Below are 16527 nucleotides of genomic sequence, written 5' to 3' on the forward strand. Positions count from 1 at the left end.
CTTGCAGGAAGCCGTTTAAATCAGGTTCTAATGTTATTATAATGTTACCGACTTATTAATCGGCACTTTTTCCATCAATATTTTTACCAGATCTCTTGTATTAATTCCATCTGCCTCAGCCTCATAATTCAAGATAATCCTGTGATTTAATACATCTTCTGCGATTTCCTTAATATCCTCAGGTAACACGAAATCTCTTCCGTCCATAAAGGCAACTGCCTTTGCTGCAAGGTTTAGATTGATACTTGCTCTCGGCGAAACCCCAAACATGATATACTTGGCTTCATTTGACAAACCGTATTGTTTTGGGAATCGAGTAGCAAATACAAGCTCAATTATATAATGCTCTAAAGGCTCAGCAATCTTTACTGCATTGATTTCATTTCTGATGTCAAATACATCCTGCTTTGAAAGGATAGCATTAACCTCATTGGTAAATGACATATTTGCCATTCGACGCATTACTTCCATTTCATCGGACTTGCTTGGATAATCGATATGCACTTTCATCATGAATCTATCGACCTGAGCTTCAGGAAGTGGATAGGTTCCTTCTTGATCAACTGGGTTTTGAGTAGCAAGAACCAAAAATGGTCTATCGAGTTGGAAAGTTGTTTCTCCAATCGTCACTTGCTTCTCCTGCATAGCTTCCAAAAGTGCAGATTGAACTTTGGCAGGAGAACGGTTTACCTCATCGGCCAAGATCAAATTCGAGAAAATCGGACCTTTCTTCACTTCAAAATCACCCGTTTGCTGATTGTAGATCATGGTACCGATCAAATCCGCTGGAAGCAAATCCGGGGTAAACTGAATTCTATTGAAATCTAGGTGTAATACTTTGGCAAGTGTATTTACGGTCAAGGTTTTGGCTAGTCCCGGTACACCTTCTAATAATATATGTCCATTTGTAAATAGGCCGATTAAAAGTCTATTGACCATTCGGTCTTGACCTACTACCACCTTTTTTACTTCCTCTATTACTTGTTGAATTTTTTCCTGATGCATGGATAAGTATTTTAATACTATGCTGAGGGACTAAAATAAGTTAAAAAGTCCCAAAGGACAATCTTAAATCTTAGAAGCGGTAAAGCCTCGTGTGGAAAGGGAATTTAGGATTTTTTAAGACCTTTTAGGTCTATTTTGCTTCTGTTTCGCAGCATCCTTAAAACCTGTTAGTCCAAGTTTATGGTAAACGCTGTCTTGATCCATTTCTTGAACTTCGCCCACAGCAAAGTCCATGATGTTAATTTTCTCCATTGATTTACGTACCAGCCGCAAAGTCGGAAAGCCTACAGCCGCTGTCATTTTACGGACCTGTCGGTTTTTTCCTTCGATCAAAGTTAACTCTATCCAGGAATCGGGTACATTTTTTCGATAACGAATAGGAGGATCCCGGTCTGGAAGTTCTGGGCTTTCTGGAAGGAGTTTGGCAATTGCGTGTTTGGTGAGGTAATCTTTTCCATCCACATTTATCTTTACTCCATTGCTGAGAGTTTTGATGGCTTCCTCAGTAGGAATTCCCTCCACTTGGGCCAAGTAAGTTCGCTGATGTCCAAATCGAGGGTTAAGCAAGTGATGATTTAGCCATTTATCATCGGTAATCAAAAGCAAACCTTCGGAGTCCTTATCCAATCTTCCCACAGGATATACCTCCTTTGGAAAATCAAAAAGAGAGGCTAATGTCTGCCCCTCTCCTGAAAATTGGCTTAAAACCCCAAAGGGTTTGTAAATAATAAAGTATCGTGACAATGTCTTCGGATTTAACTTCCGCAACCGATGCAATCAATGCTGGAATCCATAGGCTTTACACCTTTCAGCTTCATTTCCAGATTGTGAATTTTGTCTCTTACCTCCATGTCAGCAAACATATCACCAGTCAATTGGCTTTTAAGCGCTGCAATCTGGGCTTCTAAATCTTGTAGTTGTACTTCGCTCATAAAAATTCTCTTTTAAGGGTTAAAGTGATGTTCTAAAATAGCGAAGGAATAGGTAAAAGTTCCTCGCTTCTTGGAGAATTTTTTGGCAAAAATGGTTCCAAAAGAAAATCAGGACTTTACCTTGGTGGAAATTTTCAATAAAAATGCATTTAAACCAACTCATACAATTACGTCAGGAATTACATCAATCCCCAGAAACAGCAGGAGAAGAAGGAAAAACAGCTTCTAAAATCCTCCAGTTTTTTTCTAAGATTGAACCAGATGAGGTGATAGAAAATCTGGGTGGACATGGTCTGGCTTTTATTTTTAAAGGAAAATCTGCTGGCCCCCGCACACTTTTTAGAGCAGAATTAGATGCATTACCTATTCAGGAAATCGGAAATCCAAGCTATAAGAGCAAAGTAGATGGCAAAGCTCATCTGTGTGGGCACGATGGGCACATGACAATTCTTTGTGGTTTGGGAGAAAAAATAGCTGCTCAAAAACCAGAAAAAGGTGAAGTGGTTTTGCTGTTTCAGCCAGCCGAAGAGACAGGTGAGGGTGCCAGAAGGATTTTGGATGATCCAAAATTTCAAAGAATTAAACCTGATTTTGCTTTTGCTTTACACAATCTCCCAGGATTTCCATTGCATCAGTTGGTGATAAGGAAGGGAACTTTCGCAGCTGGTAGTACGGGTTTGACCATTTCGCTGACTGGTAAAACAGCTCATGCGGCTCATCCCGATGCAGGGATAAATCCAGCGAAAGCAATAATGCATTTGATCCAAACTCTTCCGAATCTTCCTTCCTATTTTAAAAACTTTTCCTTGGTCACAATTATACACGCAGAACTTGGCAGCTTGGCATTTGGAACCAGTGCTGGAAAAGGAAGCTTGAGTGTGACAATTCGTGCTTTCAACCAACAAGACCTGGATAGTTTAATTGAAAGAGCAATGGCTGAAGCAAAGGGAATAGCGAAAGTGGAAAAGCTTGGTATAGAATTCAGTTTGGTTGAGTCTTTTGCAGTTTCTAAAAACGATCCAAATGCAGCTGAAATTGCAGAACAAGTGATGCTCGAACTGGGCTTTGATATCTATGAAAAACCAGAGCCTTTCCGCTGGTCAGAGGATTTCGGCTTATTTAGTCAGACCTGTCCTTCTTATTTATTTGGATTGGGCTCTGGAGAAAACTGCCCACAGCTACATGAACCTACCTATGATTTTCCAGATGAGTTGATTGAAACTGGTGTGAAGCTTTTTGAGGGGATTGCAAAGAAATTAAATGGGTAACTTCAGTCCTGCTTCTGGAAAAGCAGGACAAAGCAAACCAAAGAAATATTCTTTGCGTCGTAGCGACTTTGCGTGAGAATATTACGCATAAAAAAAGCCGACTCTCGCCGGCTTTTCAATTATAAATCTGAATATTCTGTCGGATACAACAATCTGGTATCGTTTCGGGAAACTGTGTTTTTGTATTCATCAATATCCCGCATTTCTATCCACTTTGGATCTACACCAAATTGTTTCCAATGCTCATTTCTTACCTCCATGTTTTCATGAGTGGTCATATACATCAAATTCGGCATATTCGCTCCCGCAATGGTTTCTGCATAGAAAATCGGGCTGCAACCTAATCTGTCAAAAATTTCCATCTCGCCTGAATTGAACATCTTCACTTTTTGACGATATAGTCTTTCCGTCGGGCCTTCGTAACTTCTCAACTCATAGACCCTATCCTTCTTGTCGTTAGTAAGTTTGGAAGGAGCAAACTTAGGATGTTCAGACATGCCTCGTAAAATCGCAGTTTCGATTCTTTTGTAAGGAGGCTTGTCAAATGCTGCATTGATATATGCATCTCCGTCTTTTAAAAAAGTCTGATCTTTTAATAGCTTTCCTTCAAATGCTTCAAACTCATCCAAAGATTTAAACGGAATGAATACATACACTTTCTGACCCGCATCAGGCTGGGAAGCAATTGGTTTAAATACTCCTACTTTTGCCACTCCATTACGATGGGCCGCCGGAATAAAAGCTTTCTCCAAGTAGCTATCCAACATTTGCTCCTGCTCAGGACTGGTAATGTGGTAGGTTTTCAGCTCGTAAATATCTCTTTTTTGCGCCATCAAGTTTGAGCTTAATAGAAGGCACAAAACGAATAGTCCTAAAGACAAAGTTTTTAATTGTTTCATTTTCTAGGTTTTAGGTTATGAATGGGTAATGAATATCCAATCTAAGGTAAACTTCGAAAGGAAGTATCCTGTTTGTAAAAATCTAAGCGAATTTTAAGATTAAACTGTTCAGGTTTGATTGCTATCATGGATGCATGCCTAAGCTTAAATCACAGTATCCTATTTTAAAGAAAAATCATACACCAATCCTAGACTTGCAAAATGGATATATGCAAAATTATACACCTGGTCGACATCGGCGCCTCCTTCGATTAGGCGATAGCCAGCTTTGAGTTTCAAGCCTGGCTTCCATATCGGATATTGTATTCCTGCAAAAATATCCTCTGCCCTACCTTGAGGGCCTACCAAAGCATCACCTTTTAGAACTAGCGAGAGTTTATCTTTAGGGGTATAATTCAGATTGAAGCTGAGTAATGGGACAAACCCTAAGTCTGTATCCTCAGCCTGCAACTCACCCTGTGTCAGCGCAATTCGGGCATCTCTCGCCAAAATTGTGGCGCCCAAATCAAAGATCCATCGATCATTGTCCAATAAGCGATATCGATAGCTGGCCCGATAGGTATTAAACTTATAAGATCCGTCGATTCCTTCTCCTGAAAATAGCGTTCCGGCGAAATTTATTTCCTCAAGTTGTGAATCCCGATACCCAATCTGCAAAGGGGCAGCCGTCAATTCCACTGTATGTTTCCCATTGATCAGGTAGCTCATTTCCAACCTGAAAAAGGCAGTAGTCTGAGGGTTGAAATCATCCTGAAGTGAAAAAAGCGTCCCCGAATTTGAATCTCCATTTGGAACCCGGACGTCATTATATTGCGAAAAAGCAGCTCCAGACTCCAAACTGAGCCTAAATTGGGATTTTACCAAATGTGGTAATGTGAGAAAAAAGAGCAAAAACAAAAGTCTAAGTTGAGGCTTATCCATTTCCTTTTTTTAATGGTTTTAAAATTTGGGAATCAAATAGTCTTACTTATAAATGCAAAGTGCTCTCCAAAAACCTAGGGCTTCAAGAAGTTCAGCTGTTCAGGTTCCAATGATTACCCAGCTGTTCAGGATTTATAATCCTGAACCTATTTCATAGGATTTTAAATCCGATTTTATGGGATTATTAACTTTCAGGTCAGTGATTTTAAATCTCTTTTGAAGATTTAAAATCTTCAAATAAAGCTTCGGGATTACATTCCGATAATTATCGGAACCCGAAGGGCAGATTATAAATCCCGAATAGCTAAACTCGAAAAACTATTTAAACTCTTTGCGTTTTCTTTGTGGCCTTCGCGGTTAAATCCTATAACAAAAAAAGCCGACTCTCGCCGGCTTTTCATATATCTCTACTTATTCTTAATTGTTTTTTGCTCTTTTCATTGGGTTGCTACCAGTAGAAGCTCCTCTAGCAGCTCCTGAACCTTTGAACAACTCGAAACGTGTTGGCTGATATTGTCTTGGCCAGTAATTATTGGACTCGTCAATATCCGCTGTCTCTCTCAAAGGATCCAAAACGATTTGCTTCACTTCCTTTTTCTTGGCAAAAACCTTCGTCACTTCTGTTTCATTCAACCTCCAGATCTCCGCAGGGATTCTTTCGATTTCAGAAGTTCCATCAGTATACTGCCATTCCAAAATGATCGGCATCACCAATCCACCCACATTTTTGAAGTTGAGTTCATAGAAATTCATATTTGAATTCAACAATTCCTTCTCTTTTGGAGAAAGGCTCGCCATGAAACTCTTATAGGCTTCCTCATCAGCAGGAGTTACTGTAAATGGATTATAAGTTGTATAGAAGTCTCTAGTCTCAGGATTTGCTTCGATCACTGTCTGAGGAACATCCTTCATGTTGGCAGTTCTAGACACGTTTGTCTCATCATACTCAGCTTCTGCTTTAGCATCGGCAGCTTTCTCCGCAGGAGTTCTCTGATCCAGTTTAAACCAAGCCACATTTTCAAGCGAAATATCCACAGGCTCAGTTCCGTAGAACCAACCTCTCCAGAACCAATCCAAGTCTACTGCAGAAGCATCTTCTAAGGTTCTGAATAAATCATCCGGAGTTGGGTGCTTAAACATCCATCTTCTCGCGTATTCTTTGAAAGCATAATCAAACAACTCACGCCCCATCACCGTCTCTCTCAAGATATTTAAAGCAGTAGCTGGTTTTGCGTAAGCATTTGGACCGAACTGAATGATATTTTCAGAGTTGGTCATGATTGGCTCCAATGTATTTTTCTCGCTTCTCATGTAAGGAACGATCTTATGAGCTGGACCTCTTCTGGAAGGGAAATTTCTATCCCATTCCTGCTCCGCCATATATTGCATGAATGTATTCAAACCTTCGTCCATCCAAGTCCATTGACGCTCATCAGAGTTGACAATCATCGGGAAGAAGTTGTGTCCAACTTCGTGAATAATGACCCCGATCATTCCGTTTTTCACAGCTTCAGAATAAGTACCATCAGAATCTGGACGACCATAGTTGAAACAGATCATTGGATATTCCATACCATTGGCAGCCTCCACGGAAATCGCTGTTGGATAGGGATAATCAAAAGTATGGCTGGAGTAAGACTTGATTGTATGAGCAACAACTCGGGTAGAATACTGACCCCAAAGTGGATTTGCTTCTTTTCCATAGTAAGACATTGCCATCACATCTTTGCCGCCTTGCTTCACAGCCATCGCATCCCAAATAAACTTTCTGGAAGATGTCCAAGCAAAGTCTCTTACGTTTTCAGCCTTGAATTTCCAGGTTTTTTTGGCAGTAGCTTTTCCTTTCTCCAATTCTGTGGCTTCCTCTTGCGTTCTGATCACGACAGGAGCATCATAGGTTTGCTTTGCTCTGTTCCAACGCTCCAATTCGGTAGAAGAAAGCACCTGACTTGGGTTTTGTAAGACTCCTGTTGCGCCAACCATATGATCAGCAGGCACGGTGATATTGACTTCGTAATTACCGAATACTAAGGCAAACTCTCCTCTTCCTAGGAATTGCTTGTTTTGCCATCCTTCAAAATCAGAGTAAACCGCCATTCTTGGGAACCACTCAGCCATAGTATAGAGATAGTTTCCATCTCCTTCGAAATATTCATATCCTGGACGACCAGCGATATAACCAACTCGGTTGGTGATATTGAAAGACCACTCCACTCCGAAAGTAAATGAATCACCTGCTTTCAAAGGAGTAGGTAGATCAATTCTCATCATGGTTTGATTCACTGTCACTGGAAGCGGATTGCCTTTGGCATCTTTTACTTCTAAAACTTTGTAACCAAAATCCTCATTCGCCCAGATGATTCCTTCAAGTGTACGAAGGGTCATTCTGTTGCTGATAGAGCTCTCTGCTACTTTAGGAGAATTGGAATCAGCACCACGTTGGTTTTCTTCCAATTGAACCCATAGGTAGGTCAGCTGATCCGGAGAATTATTGATATAGGTGACTTTCTCAGAACCTTTGATTGACTGGTTTTCATCGTCTAATTCGACGTTGATCACATAGTTTGCCTGCTGTTGCCAGTACATATGGCCCGGAGCTCCAGAAGCTGTTCTGTACACATTCGGTGTGCGAAGCATTGGACCTAGCTGTTCAAAGCGTTCCGCATGATTTTGCTCGGATCTATTTTGAGCAAAAACACTCGTCATACTCAACAGAGCCATGGAAGCGATTAATCCTATTTTCTTCATATTACTAAAGGTGATTTATTACCAAAATTTCATTTCTAACATCAACATGAGCGCGATTCCAAATACAAATGAGGAAACGATCAACGTCCATTCTTTTCTACTCACTCCTGCCAGTCCAACCAAAATCGAAGTCATCAGTAGGTAAATTCCTACAATCACGATTTGGCCGAGTTCCAGACCTAGATTAAATGCCAGAAGTGGTTGCCAAATTGAATTTTCCTGACCCAACAAGCTTCTTAGATAATTCGAAAATCCCAATCCATGAATGAGACCGAAGAACAAAGCAAAGATGTAATTGATCGTAACACCTTTACCAGAAGCAGGCTTTGGGCGTAAAATGGAAATAAAAGCTGTGATAGCGATAGTCACGGGAATCAAAAACTCTATCAATTCCGTATTGACTTGGATGACTCTAAATGTGGCTAAAGCCAAGGTCAATGAGTGGCCAATCGTGAAAGCAGTCACCAAAATGATGATTTTCCTCCAATCTCTTGGAATAAAAACAGCACAGAGGGCCAAAACAAATAAAATATGATCGTATCCTTGAATGTCCAAAATATGTTGGACGCCCAAGCGAAAGTATAATTGAAAGGAACTCATATAGGGTAGAACTACTTCGAAAGAAGTAAATTGCGGCAATAATACAGGATAATTCCCATAAAAGACAAAAGACTATTACCAAATGCAACATCTTTATATATGCCTTATTTCTTTGGGATGGCTGGTTAGTACTCACCCGTTTTTCATCAGTCTTACCGAGATCAGGTACAATGAAACCAGTCAAAAACTGGAAATTGCTGAGAAAATTTTCTGGGATGATCTTGAGGTCTCTTTAGAGAAATTTCATGGTACCTCCATTGATGTACTTAATCCCTCTGACAAGAAATTATTTGATGAGCAAGTCAAAGCCTATTTATTGGAACAAAATAAAATCTGGGTAGATGGTAAGGCTGTAAGCCTGAATCTGATTGGATATGAAGTAGAAGAAGAGGCTATCTGGTTTTATATAGAGTCGACTCAAACGACTTTTGATAAATCAATCAAAGTGCAAAATTCCGTTCTGTTAGCTGAACATGATTCCCAGCAAAATATTGTCCATGTCTATGTGAATGGAAACAGCCCCAAGAGCTTACTTCTGAGAAAAGACCATGAATCAGAGCAATTGGATTTATAAAGACCTTTTTAGGAATAATAATTTTAAAATTTCTTCGTCATTGAATCAATCGACCAATGACAATTCCCCTTGATTAGAGTATCCTTTACCGCTTTATTTCTTTGCATTCCTTCTTTCCTCTTTGCCCAAAATTGGTCGGAGAAAGATTACCAAAAATATTCCCTCGAAGCATTTTTTAAGCTTGAGGCGATATACAAGCCTATAGATTTCAAAAATATAGATAGGCCACTTTTAAACGCAGCAATCTTTTATGTCACTAATGAAATGCGGGCGAAAAGGAGATTGCCACTTTTAAAGCATTTGCCGGCAGCAGAAAAAGTCGCCAAGGATCATGCTGACGATATGGTCAATTATAATTTTTATTCCCATTACAGTAAAGTCCCGGGAAAGAAGCTGCTCACTGACCGCCTAAAAATAGAGGGGCTGGATCCCTATTGTTACGCTGAAAACATCAGTTCAAGCAATGGCCTCCAATACGAATACGGAAGAAAGGTCAATCCTCCGGGACCTAGTGGCGTTTTCACATATGTAAGCCGATCAAAGAGAGAAGAGATTGTTCCACATACCTATATTTCCTTTGCCAGGTCTGTTTTGATTTTATGGATGAATTCCAGAGGGCATAAGAATAACATTATCAGTACTTGCTATCAATATATGGGCTGTGCGGCTGCATATTATGGTGACGATACTTTTTACGATATGCCAAATTTCATAAGCGTACAGTGTTTCAGTAGCGAACATAAGTGATTATACTTCCCAATTTACGCTAATCCATGATTTAAACCGATGAGAATTCGGATTCACCTAAAATCATAAAGATTCCAAATATTATAACCTTCCTCCCCTATTTCAGTATTTAAAAATGCAATGACTCAGTTTTGTCTTGCAGCTCATACGGAGAGTAAGGCTTTTCTCAGTTTAGTTGATACCTTTCGTCATTGTATATAGAGGCTCCAGTGAAAAGGAGCCTCTTTTTTTATACATTCACCTCCCTCTTCTTTTGGAATTTGGCCCAAGTGAAGTTTTAGGAACTAGGTTAAAGATACTGTCATCTAAAACATAACTGAAGGAGCCAAGCTGCTCACTTTCCTTTCATCATATTCTTTAGGAAGGCCTGTTCAATCTCAAGTCTGTAAAAGAGCTCTTTCAACTTCGCCAATTCACCTTTCAACTGCCGGGTATCATCAATCAACAGTTTGAGGAAATAGGCAATCACCGAAAGCAATAACATGGTCACTGCTCCCGCCAAGGTTAAGAGTAGCTCTGCTCCAGACATGATTCCAGTTGATAAGGGATTCCTAAAGAAACGATCTGCAACTCTACGACTTCTCCCCTTTCCCATACCCTCTCCAGCCTTTCCATCAGTTTGAGATGTGCTAGTTTGGTGAATAGCGGGGTACCGTCGGCCCTGTATGAAGTGACTGGATAGATGGAATAGGATTCAAGCTTTCCATCTCTTTCCTTAATCTCACCTTTCGGTCTGTGGGGACCTGCCTTCCCGGCTGGCAGGCAAAGACCAAGGCTTCGGATTTTTCCCTTTTCCCCAATTCCGATCTCCCAGCCTTTTTCCTCTGAGTGAATCGGTTCCAGTTCATAGACACCTTCATTCAGACAGGTGAATTTGGTACCAAAGCAAGCCTTGGGAGGTTCCCGGGTAAAGCAGAGTTGCTGCTTTCCCAGAAACAATCTCCCAAGGGTAATCCCTGCCCAGTACTTTCTACATAGTACCAGTCTCATCTTAGACTTGTTCTACTCCGATAATCTTGGCAGCATTGTGGGCTCCATTGTTAATGGAATACTCACTACCATTTACCATTTGAACGAATTCCACGCTTAGTGCAAAGGCTCTGTGAGTTCCGGAAAGCGGTGCCTTCGCAACAGAAAGACTGATCGGAAGAATGGGATCAATCACCGGTAAAAGATCTGAACTCATAGTTTGGACTGTTCGTCCGGTAGTTTCAAAGTCCAGTCCTATCCCTGTGGCGATAATCCGGAGATGTGTGGCTCCCTTTGGAACTGCCACAAAATCCTGTGGAATAAAGGCTGGAATACTTGCATCCCAGGATGTCGGCGAATCTGCATAGGTGATTTCAAGAAAGAGTGTGCTCCCTAAAGAACTGGCGGCATTCAGCTCCAGGTCTTTCAACAAATTCCAATCTCCAGCTCTCACCATTCGCTCCCCACGGTTATTTACTAAATCAGACTTCAGGACTTTCATCATTACCTGGGTAATCCTAAGAGCCAATCTACTATCACCGATTTTGGCAATGACCGGTCTAAGTGCATCCCTGAATAACTTTGCCGAGCTGGCGTTGTCAGCAAATTCTTTCAGATTTTCCCGAGTACGTGCAAATCGCGCATCGTTCATGATCCTGCTTTTGCTTACCCCTCCTTTTTCCCGGGCCAAATACCCGTCTTTCGTTTTGTAGAATGAAAGCCTTCCTACTTTTCCGTTGAGTGTAATTACTCCTGCTTGTTTTGCCATTTTTAAATGGGTTTTAGGTTAAACATGCAGGAAAATTCATTTTTATAGAACTGGTTATCAATTGACTATGCGGATCTTGCGGATGTAGCGGATGCCACTATAATGTGGAAGAAAATCTTGAACTGGAAATATGAAATAAGGTAAAAGTCAGAAAGCTGGAAAGACGGGAGAAAGTGATCAGTCGCAGGGAGCAGGTAAGTCAGAAGGCAAAATATGAAAGCTAAAAACAAAGCGTCTAATCAATTTAGAAATCAAATGATCCAAGGTACGCTAGGGGAACTGACCCCGGAGGGGTCAAATATCAATAGCCCCGCCACGGCGGGCAGGCCAGGGTTTCGCCACTATAGCTATCGGGCCCTGAGTTTGAAGTAATAGTATTTCACCAGCGCTGGCTCGGAATTGTCAATAGGAGACGGATCGATTTGCCAGCAAGATGAAAACTTTAATATAAGATTTATGATTTAGGGGCTAGAAAGAGCAATTGTATTGTAACTACGGCACTTTAGATTTCGAGATTGACTCGAAGGTTACCAAGCTGGCGTGCCTATGGCACTCAAAGAGATTTGAGATATAGGATATATGATTTAAAATTTGAATTCTGGACAAAATGAATCCTCTAAGATACGCGAGTGAGGACACTCGCTTGAGCAATGGCTAATGGTCCAATTGACGCTTGGTGGTCCGACCCCGGAGGGGGCAAATATTAAAAGCCCCGCCACGGCGGGCAAGCCTGGGTATAAAGGGTCGGTATTTTGATCAGTGCTGGATCGAGAATATTAATAAGAGACTGAAAGATTTTACCAGCAGGATGGAAACAAAAAGATATAATATTGGAGATATATAAATTAGAGTTAGGATTTTGGAAAGGTCAGAAATCTAAAGTGAGAGCTGACATCGCAATGACCGAAGAGAGAAGCTTGAAGTGGATCCAATTCTCCCTAGAAGATAATTTTTGGATAGGACTAACCTTTCCTTAGATTCTCCCCAAGCAAACCGAATCCGAAAAATCCCGGACATAACCGTTTTGGGAGTAAAAAGAAACATAGATATAAACTTCCCCCAGCTCAGGCTCTGCCCAGGGTAGTTCCACCAGCTGATTTCCTGATTTTCTATAATTCCCTTCGTATATAGTATGTACTTTTTTAGCTTCTACAGCATAGCAGATTAGAAACAGTCTATCTTCTTCCCTACCTGAACCTTGCCAAGCATCGGGGGTCCACTTTACTTCTATTTGAAAAGGGGAAATTCTTTCTGCTAAAGCACCATCCGGACTAGCCAGCCATCCTTTGGTCACTTTGACTTTTTCAGGATGAAGAACTGGCATTTTATTCTCATTGATAATGGCATTTTTGATTACCCAACTTAAAGTCCTGTTTGCACCGGATTCAAAACCGTTCTTTCTTTTCTTCAATGTAAAATTCAAAGCCTCTCTCAGAGGAGTCACGAACTTCTGTCCTATTTTAAAAGCCTCTTGCTGATAAAGCTGCCGCTCACTTGCAGGTTTCTTTCTTGGCCCTGGCTTTTGCCTGACAACAGTTTTCCCGTTCAGCTGGTAAAAGACCAAATTCCCCATGGATCCTCTGATTGCTCCAAACAAGTTGTTTTGAATAATTCCCATAACATAAAATTTTAATACCTGTGATTTAATAAATAGATGATTGTAAAAAACCAGAGATTACATCTCCCTCTCTGACTTTACTTTTGGATCACTTTTCTTCTGGGTTTATCTGCTTCTGATAAGAGAAATGCAGAATCAAAGTGGGAGAAGACTGGGAGGAACCCTATTCAAATACTAGCTCAGTATTACCTACCCTATTTTTTTGATCTTAGTATTTTAACCTATCCAGAATCGGGTTCCGTATTCCACTACTTTAATACATGTACTTTTGGATCTGCTCCTCCGTGATTCCGGAAAATTCAGCAAACTCCCGGACAGTGATAAACTGATGGATTTCTTTGCCGTGAAACTCACGAATCTTGTGTATCATGGCTTGTGCATAACGCTCACTTCTCCCAGTGATCATCATTATGTCTTTTGGGTAAATAATACATCTCTTGGTTAGCATAGCAGTGTATTTTTAAAAAGCTGGAAATAGTCATAATTAAAAAAATGACGTTGTTTTTTCTCTAGCTCCGAGGTTAAAAACTAATTGGAATTCCAAACTGAGTTAAAAAAATTGACTTTGAAAAAATACAGTGGAATCTATGGATTCTTCATGAAAAAAAATGGAAAAATGGAAATTATGGAAGCTATTGACTGTGATGAAAATACCTTTTTTTGAGATTGAAAAAGTCCTTCCAGAAATCCAACAATGACTTTGAAGATGAGATTAAATCAAAAATGTAATTATTAACTTTTTTACGAAAGCTGAATATGCCAGAATCAGGTTAATTGTGACCAAAAATTGAGATTGGGTTGTCAAAACTTTAGGATTGTGGAAAAAAAGCATGGATTTTTTATATCGCATCCCTCTCTTTCAATTTGATATTTCAAATCAAGAAGAAATCGCCAAAAACTGGGAAGAAATCTTGGAAGCCATAAAATTCAGTTCAAAGGATTTCTATAATTCTATCAAATCAACCCAATTTGAAAAATTGGATCAACGTTCAAAAATCAAACTTTATAAATACCTGATCAGGGGAAGATTCCGACCTACCCCTTTTGGAAAGCTTGCAGGTGTAGGTCTGGGGAAATGGAGTAATGCCCACTTACCTATTCAGTTCAAGGATATAATAGAGAGTACAAAATTTAGGTTTACTAATCTTTACCAAGAGAGCCAGCCAAAACAAGATAGTTTTAGACTTGTACTGGGTATATCCAAAAGACTCGGGTACATTCAGGCATATATTTATAATAAAACTTCATCCCGGTGGAAGCTATGCAAAATACTCCCAAATAGGGTTTTCGATTTGATTTTAGAAAAATTTGCGCATTCAGAAATTGATTACAAGCGTTTTTCTATTGCGATGGAAGGTGAATTCGGAGAGGAAGGAACTAAACTTGCATCTGAATTCTGGAACATGATTTTGGAAACAGGCTTCTTGTATCCTACCCATCCCAAAAGAAAACTAGATTTCAATTCCGGCAATACCTTTCTAGGCAATCTGTTGAAAGTATCAAATTCAGTAGAAAAAAGACTAGATGAATTTGTTAAGGGATCAGGTAATTTGTTTGTAAAGGAAAAAAGCCCTTATCTCACCAATTTTAAAAAATGGTTTGCAGATTGTTATGATGACCGCTATATCACTTTAGCCAACCTGTTGGAGAATCCCCATTTTAAGACAGGATTATTTTTTTCAGTAGACAATGCATCAGATTTTACATCCGAAAAAATCGATATACAGCATCGGAACCTTTCAGAAATAGATAGAATTGACCTGGAAAAGACAGTTTCCAAAAAAGAATTGGCCACTGAAATTTTTGACGTACAAGTTTTATTTAGGTTAGATGGATTTGGCAATCCTATCATAGAAAATATAGTGTGCAACAGGCCTTTCGTCTATATAGGCAGGTTTAACCAATGCAAAGAAATAAAAGCATTTTCGGGAAGAATAAAAGAAAGAATCTACCAGGATCAAGAGTCCATATATGCAAATATTGGACTGATGGAAACCCCTGCCATTAATACCATCTGTGATGTAGAAAACATTTTTGAATGGGAAATCAGTCCTTTACCTAACAATAATCCCAAAAACATCGGATATGAGGATATTTGGATAGGTTTAATAGAAGGAAGGATGTTTTTATATCATGAAAAGACCGGTAAAGTAATTGTACCTGTTGTCTTACATCCGTTAAACGGAAAGGAAATCAGTCATCCCATCCAGCGGCTATTATGGGAGATTGCACACCAGGACAGATTTAGATTTTTGCCCTATACAATGAATGATCGCGATTACAGCCCAGGCTACTATTGGGAGGGCTTATGTATCCAGCCAAAAAGATGGCAAATAAACCTTCAGACTATCCCATCACAAAATGACCTGCGCTTTTATCTGGATCAAATTGGCATTTCGGACATATTCCATGCTGGAAATCAGGATCAGGAGCTTTTAATTAATCGGAAAGTTGAATTGGAAATGGAAGTTTTGTGGGATGAACTGAAAAAAAAGAAGAAACTGACTTTGTGCGAAGTCCATTGGTACCAATCGAACTCTGAGAGTATAAATCCCAGCCCTAGACTTTACCCTCAATTTGTCTATCAATTCTCCAAACAAATCGAACCAGTAAAAAGAATTGAATCATTTAACCCCCAATCCAATTACGACAAAAATTGGCTATGTCTGGTATTGGAAAGCAACAGTTCGGAACTAGAGGATACCTTGGAAAAAATTGGTGTATATCTATCAAGTTTGTCCAAGAGAGAAGAAAAAAGCCAATGGTTTTATGTGGTCTATCCCAAAGAAAATTTTATTGAAATCAGGCTCAGGTTTCTGATTTCAGAAATTACAAAAAAACATCATTTCTCTACTAAGCTCAGTTTTTTCTTTGATAAGGAGAATATTAATTGGAAAACCGCCAGATATTACCCGGAATTTAACAAATATGGAAAAGAAGGACTTCAGACTTCCGAACATCTATTTTGTCTTGAGTCAGACTTTATCCTATTAGGGTCTTCAGCAATTAACCAAAAACTTTTTTTGGAGGAGACATTGAAAAAAGATATCGTGGTAGCATTGTGGAAAATGGTCTTCCAGGCCAAAGATCTCTCCGGAGAAATGTTTATCGTTTTCAAACTGATGGTGAAAAGATTCTCCCCTGATTTAACTGCAAGGTTTAAACGAGAATTCAAACCTATCATGGAAGTCGATTTTCATCAGTTCCCTATTGAAGATTACCTGTTAAGGATTAGCAGACATGAATTTTATAACAAGACGCAAAAAGAGAAAGAAAATCTTCTTCTAAACCATTTGCATATGATGATCAACCGGTTTTTCCCGATGAATTCCTTCCTAGTTGAAAAGGAGCTTTGGTATCGGCTTTACAGGGAACTGGGAAGGGAAATTTTCAAAAAGACCGATCGAAAAAAGTCCATACAAAATGCCGAAAATCACCGGATAACCTAAATTGATTTCCTCCTGATGACCCCAACAA

Annotated in this window: 16 protein-coding genes; 4 read left to right on the forward strand and 12 right to left on the reverse strand. The window is 39.7% G+C overall.

The annotated features are described in order from the left end of the window. Nucleotides 1-36: 36 nt before the first annotated feature. The 3 genes from J0A69_RS02010 to J0A69_RS02020 all read right to left on the reverse strand — a co-directional run bounded on the left by J0A69_RS02010 (nucleotide 37) and on the right by J0A69_RS02020 (nucleotide 1937). A complete protein-coding gene (locus J0A69_RS02010) occupies nucleotides 37-1005 on the reverse strand; it encodes an AAA family ATPase (RefSeq protein ID WP_206584837.1) in 969 nt (322 codons plus the stop codon). A gap of 114 nt (nucleotides 1006-1119) precedes the next feature. Next, the gene (locus J0A69_RS02015; RefSeq protein ID WP_206584838.1) at nucleotides 1120-1749 is read right to left on the reverse strand and encodes a pseudouridine synthase; all 630 of its coding nucleotides are present in this window, start codon (nucleotides 1747-1749) and stop codon (nucleotides 1120-1122) included. Nucleotides 1750-1760: 11 nt separating this feature from the next. After that, on the reverse strand, nucleotides 1761-1937 hold the full coding sequence (locus J0A69_RS02020; protein ID WP_206584839.1) for a hypothetical protein: 177 nt from the start codon (nucleotides 1935-1937) through the stop codon (nucleotides 1761-1763). Between the two features lie 143 nt (nucleotides 1938-2080). Between J0A69_RS02020 and J0A69_RS02025 the strand changes: the two genes are divergently transcribed. Continuing rightward, nucleotides 2081-3205, forward strand: coding sequence for an amidohydrolase (locus tag J0A69_RS02025; protein WP_206584840.1), 1125 nt, complete (start codon nucleotides 2081-2083; stop codon nucleotides 3203-3205). Between the two features lie 119 nt (nucleotides 3206-3324). Here the strand turns inward: J0A69_RS02025 and J0A69_RS02030 are convergent, their stop codons facing one another. The 4 genes from J0A69_RS02030 to J0A69_RS02045 all read right to left on the reverse strand — a co-directional run bounded on the left by J0A69_RS02030 (nucleotide 3325) and on the right by J0A69_RS02045 (nucleotide 8373). Continuing rightward, nucleotides 3325-4104, reverse strand: coding sequence for an NIPSNAP family protein (locus tag J0A69_RS02030; protein ID WP_206584841.1), 780 nt, complete (start codon nucleotides 4102-4104; stop codon nucleotides 3325-3327). Between the two features lie 159 nt (nucleotides 4105-4263). Beyond that, complete coding sequence (locus J0A69_RS02035; protein WP_206584842.1) at nucleotides 4264-5025, reverse strand: porin family protein; 762 nt, start codon at nucleotides 5023-5025, stop codon at nucleotides 4264-4266. Between the two features lie 417 nt (nucleotides 5026-5442). Further along, a complete protein-coding gene (locus tag J0A69_RS02040; RefSeq protein ID WP_394369872.1) occupies nucleotides 5443-7746 on the reverse strand; it encodes a M1 family metallopeptidase in 2304 nt (767 codons plus the stop codon). 45 nt (nucleotides 7747-7791) lie between these two features. Then, nucleotides 7792-8373: a HupE/UreJ family protein gene (locus tag J0A69_RS02045; protein ID WP_206584844.1), complete on the reverse strand. Its 582-nt coding sequence runs from the start codon at nucleotides 8371-8373 to the stop codon at nucleotides 7792-7794. An 82-nt stretch (nucleotides 8374-8455) separates the two neighbouring features. On the opposite strand from J0A69_RS02045, the gene J0A69_RS02050 reads away from it, so the two are divergent. Then, nucleotides 8456-8947: a DUF6702 family protein gene (locus J0A69_RS02050; RefSeq protein WP_206584845.1), complete on the forward strand. Its 492-nt coding sequence runs from the start codon at nucleotides 8456-8458 to the stop codon at nucleotides 8945-8947. Between the two features lie 69 nt (nucleotides 8948-9016). Next, nucleotides 9017-9694 carry a CAP domain-containing protein gene (locus J0A69_RS02055; protein ID WP_206584846.1) on the forward strand — a complete coding sequence of 226 codons (678 nt, stop codon included), beginning with the start codon at nucleotides 9017-9019 and terminating at the stop codon, nucleotides 9692-9694. A gap of 334 nt (nucleotides 9695-10028) precedes the next feature. Here the strand turns inward: J0A69_RS02055 and J0A69_RS02060 are convergent, their stop codons facing one another. The 5 genes from J0A69_RS02060 to J0A69_RS02080 all read right to left on the reverse strand — a co-directional run bounded on the left by J0A69_RS02060 (nucleotide 10029) and on the right by J0A69_RS02080 (nucleotide 13498). Further along, entirely contained in the window at nucleotides 10029-10223 is a 195-nt protein-coding gene (locus tag J0A69_RS02060; RefSeq protein WP_206584847.1) for a hypothetical protein, read from the reverse strand. Further along, entirely contained in the window at nucleotides 10199-10684 is a 486-nt protein-coding gene (locus J0A69_RS02065) for a DUF5675 family protein (protein WP_206584848.1), read from the reverse strand. The genes J0A69_RS02060 and J0A69_RS02065 overlap by 25 nt, the downstream gene beginning before the upstream one ends. A gap of 1 nt (nucleotide 10685) precedes the next feature. Further along, nucleotides 10686-11432: a hypothetical protein gene (locus tag J0A69_RS02070; protein ID WP_206584849.1), complete on the reverse strand. Its 747-nt coding sequence runs from the start codon at nucleotides 11430-11432 to the stop codon at nucleotides 10686-10688. A 973-nt stretch (nucleotides 11433-12405) separates the two neighbouring features. Further along, complete coding sequence (locus J0A69_RS02075) at nucleotides 12406-13050, reverse strand: DUF6266 family protein (RefSeq protein WP_206584850.1); 645 nt, start codon at nucleotides 13048-13050, stop codon at nucleotides 12406-12408. A 253-nt stretch (nucleotides 13051-13303) separates the two neighbouring features. Then, nucleotides 13304-13498, reverse strand: a complete 195-nt coding sequence (locus J0A69_RS02080) for a hypothetical protein (RefSeq protein ID WP_206584851.1) — start codon at nucleotides 13496-13498, stop codon at nucleotides 13304-13306. 382 nt (nucleotides 13499-13880) lie between these two features. On the opposite strand from J0A69_RS02080, the gene J0A69_RS02085 reads away from it, so the two are divergent. Continuing rightward, nucleotides 13881-16499 carry a lantibiotic dehydratase gene (locus J0A69_RS02085; protein ID WP_206584852.1) on the forward strand — a complete coding sequence of 873 codons (2619 nt, stop codon included), beginning with the start codon at nucleotides 13881-13883 and terminating at the stop codon, nucleotides 16497-16499. The last annotated feature ends 28 nt before the right edge of the window (nucleotides 16500-16527 follow it).

Source organism: Algoriphagus pacificus, from assembly GCF_017254845.1.
GTDB classification, from domain to species: Bacteria; Bacteroidota; Bacteroidia; order Cytophagales; family Cyclobacteriaceae; genus Algoriphagus; species Algoriphagus pacificus.

Coding starts and splice junctions, on each gene's coding strand:
- J0A69_RS02065 (WP_206584848.1), bottom strand. CDS start 10,684: ATGAGACTGGTACTATGTAGAAAGTACTGGGCAGGGATTACCCTTGGG.
- J0A69_RS02020 (WP_206584839.1), bottom strand. CDS start 1,937: ATGAGCGAAGTACAACTACAAGATTTAGAAGCCCAGATTGCAGCGCTT.
- J0A69_RS02070 (WP_206584849.1), bottom strand. CDS start 11,432: ATGGCAAAACAAGCAGGAGTAATTACACTCAACGGAAAAGTAGGAAGG.
- J0A69_RS02085 (WP_206584852.1), top strand. CDS start 13,881: ATGGATTTTTTATATCGCATCCCTCTCTTTCAATTTGATATTTCAAAT.
- J0A69_RS02025 (WP_206584840.1), top strand. CDS start 2,081: ATGCATTTAAACCAACTCATACAATTACGTCAGGAATTACATCAATCC.
- J0A69_RS02060 (WP_206584847.1), bottom strand. CDS start 10,223: ATGTCTGGAGCAGAGCTACTCTTAACCTTGGCGGGAGCAGTGACCATG.
- J0A69_RS02040 (WP_394369872.1), bottom strand. CDS start 7,746: ATGGCTCTGTTGAGTATGACGAGTGTTTTTGCTCAAAATAGATCCGAG.
- J0A69_RS02080 (WP_206584851.1), bottom strand. CDS start 13,498: ATGCTAACCAAGAGATGTATTATTTACCCAAAAGACATAATGATGATC.
- J0A69_RS02035 (WP_206584842.1), bottom strand. CDS start 5,025: ATGGATAAGCCTCAACTTAGACTTTTGTTTTTGCTCTTTTTTCTCACA.
- J0A69_RS02010 (WP_206584837.1), bottom strand. CDS start 1,005: ATGCATCAGGAAAAAATTCAACAAGTAATAGAGGAAGTAAAAAAGGTG.
- J0A69_RS02030 (WP_206584841.1), bottom strand. CDS start 4,104: ATGAAACAATTAAAAACTTTGTCTTTAGGACTATTCGTTTTGTGCCTT.
- J0A69_RS02075 (WP_206584850.1), bottom strand. CDS start 13,050: ATGGGAATTATTCAAAACAACTTGTTTGGAGCAATCAGAGGATCCATG.
- J0A69_RS02045 (WP_206584844.1), bottom strand. CDS start 8,373: ATGAGTTCCTTTCAATTATACTTTCGCTTGGGCGTCCAACATATTTTG.
- J0A69_RS02050 (WP_206584845.1), top strand. CDS start 8,456: ATGCAACATCTTTATATATGCCTTATTTCTTTGGGATGGCTGGTTAGT.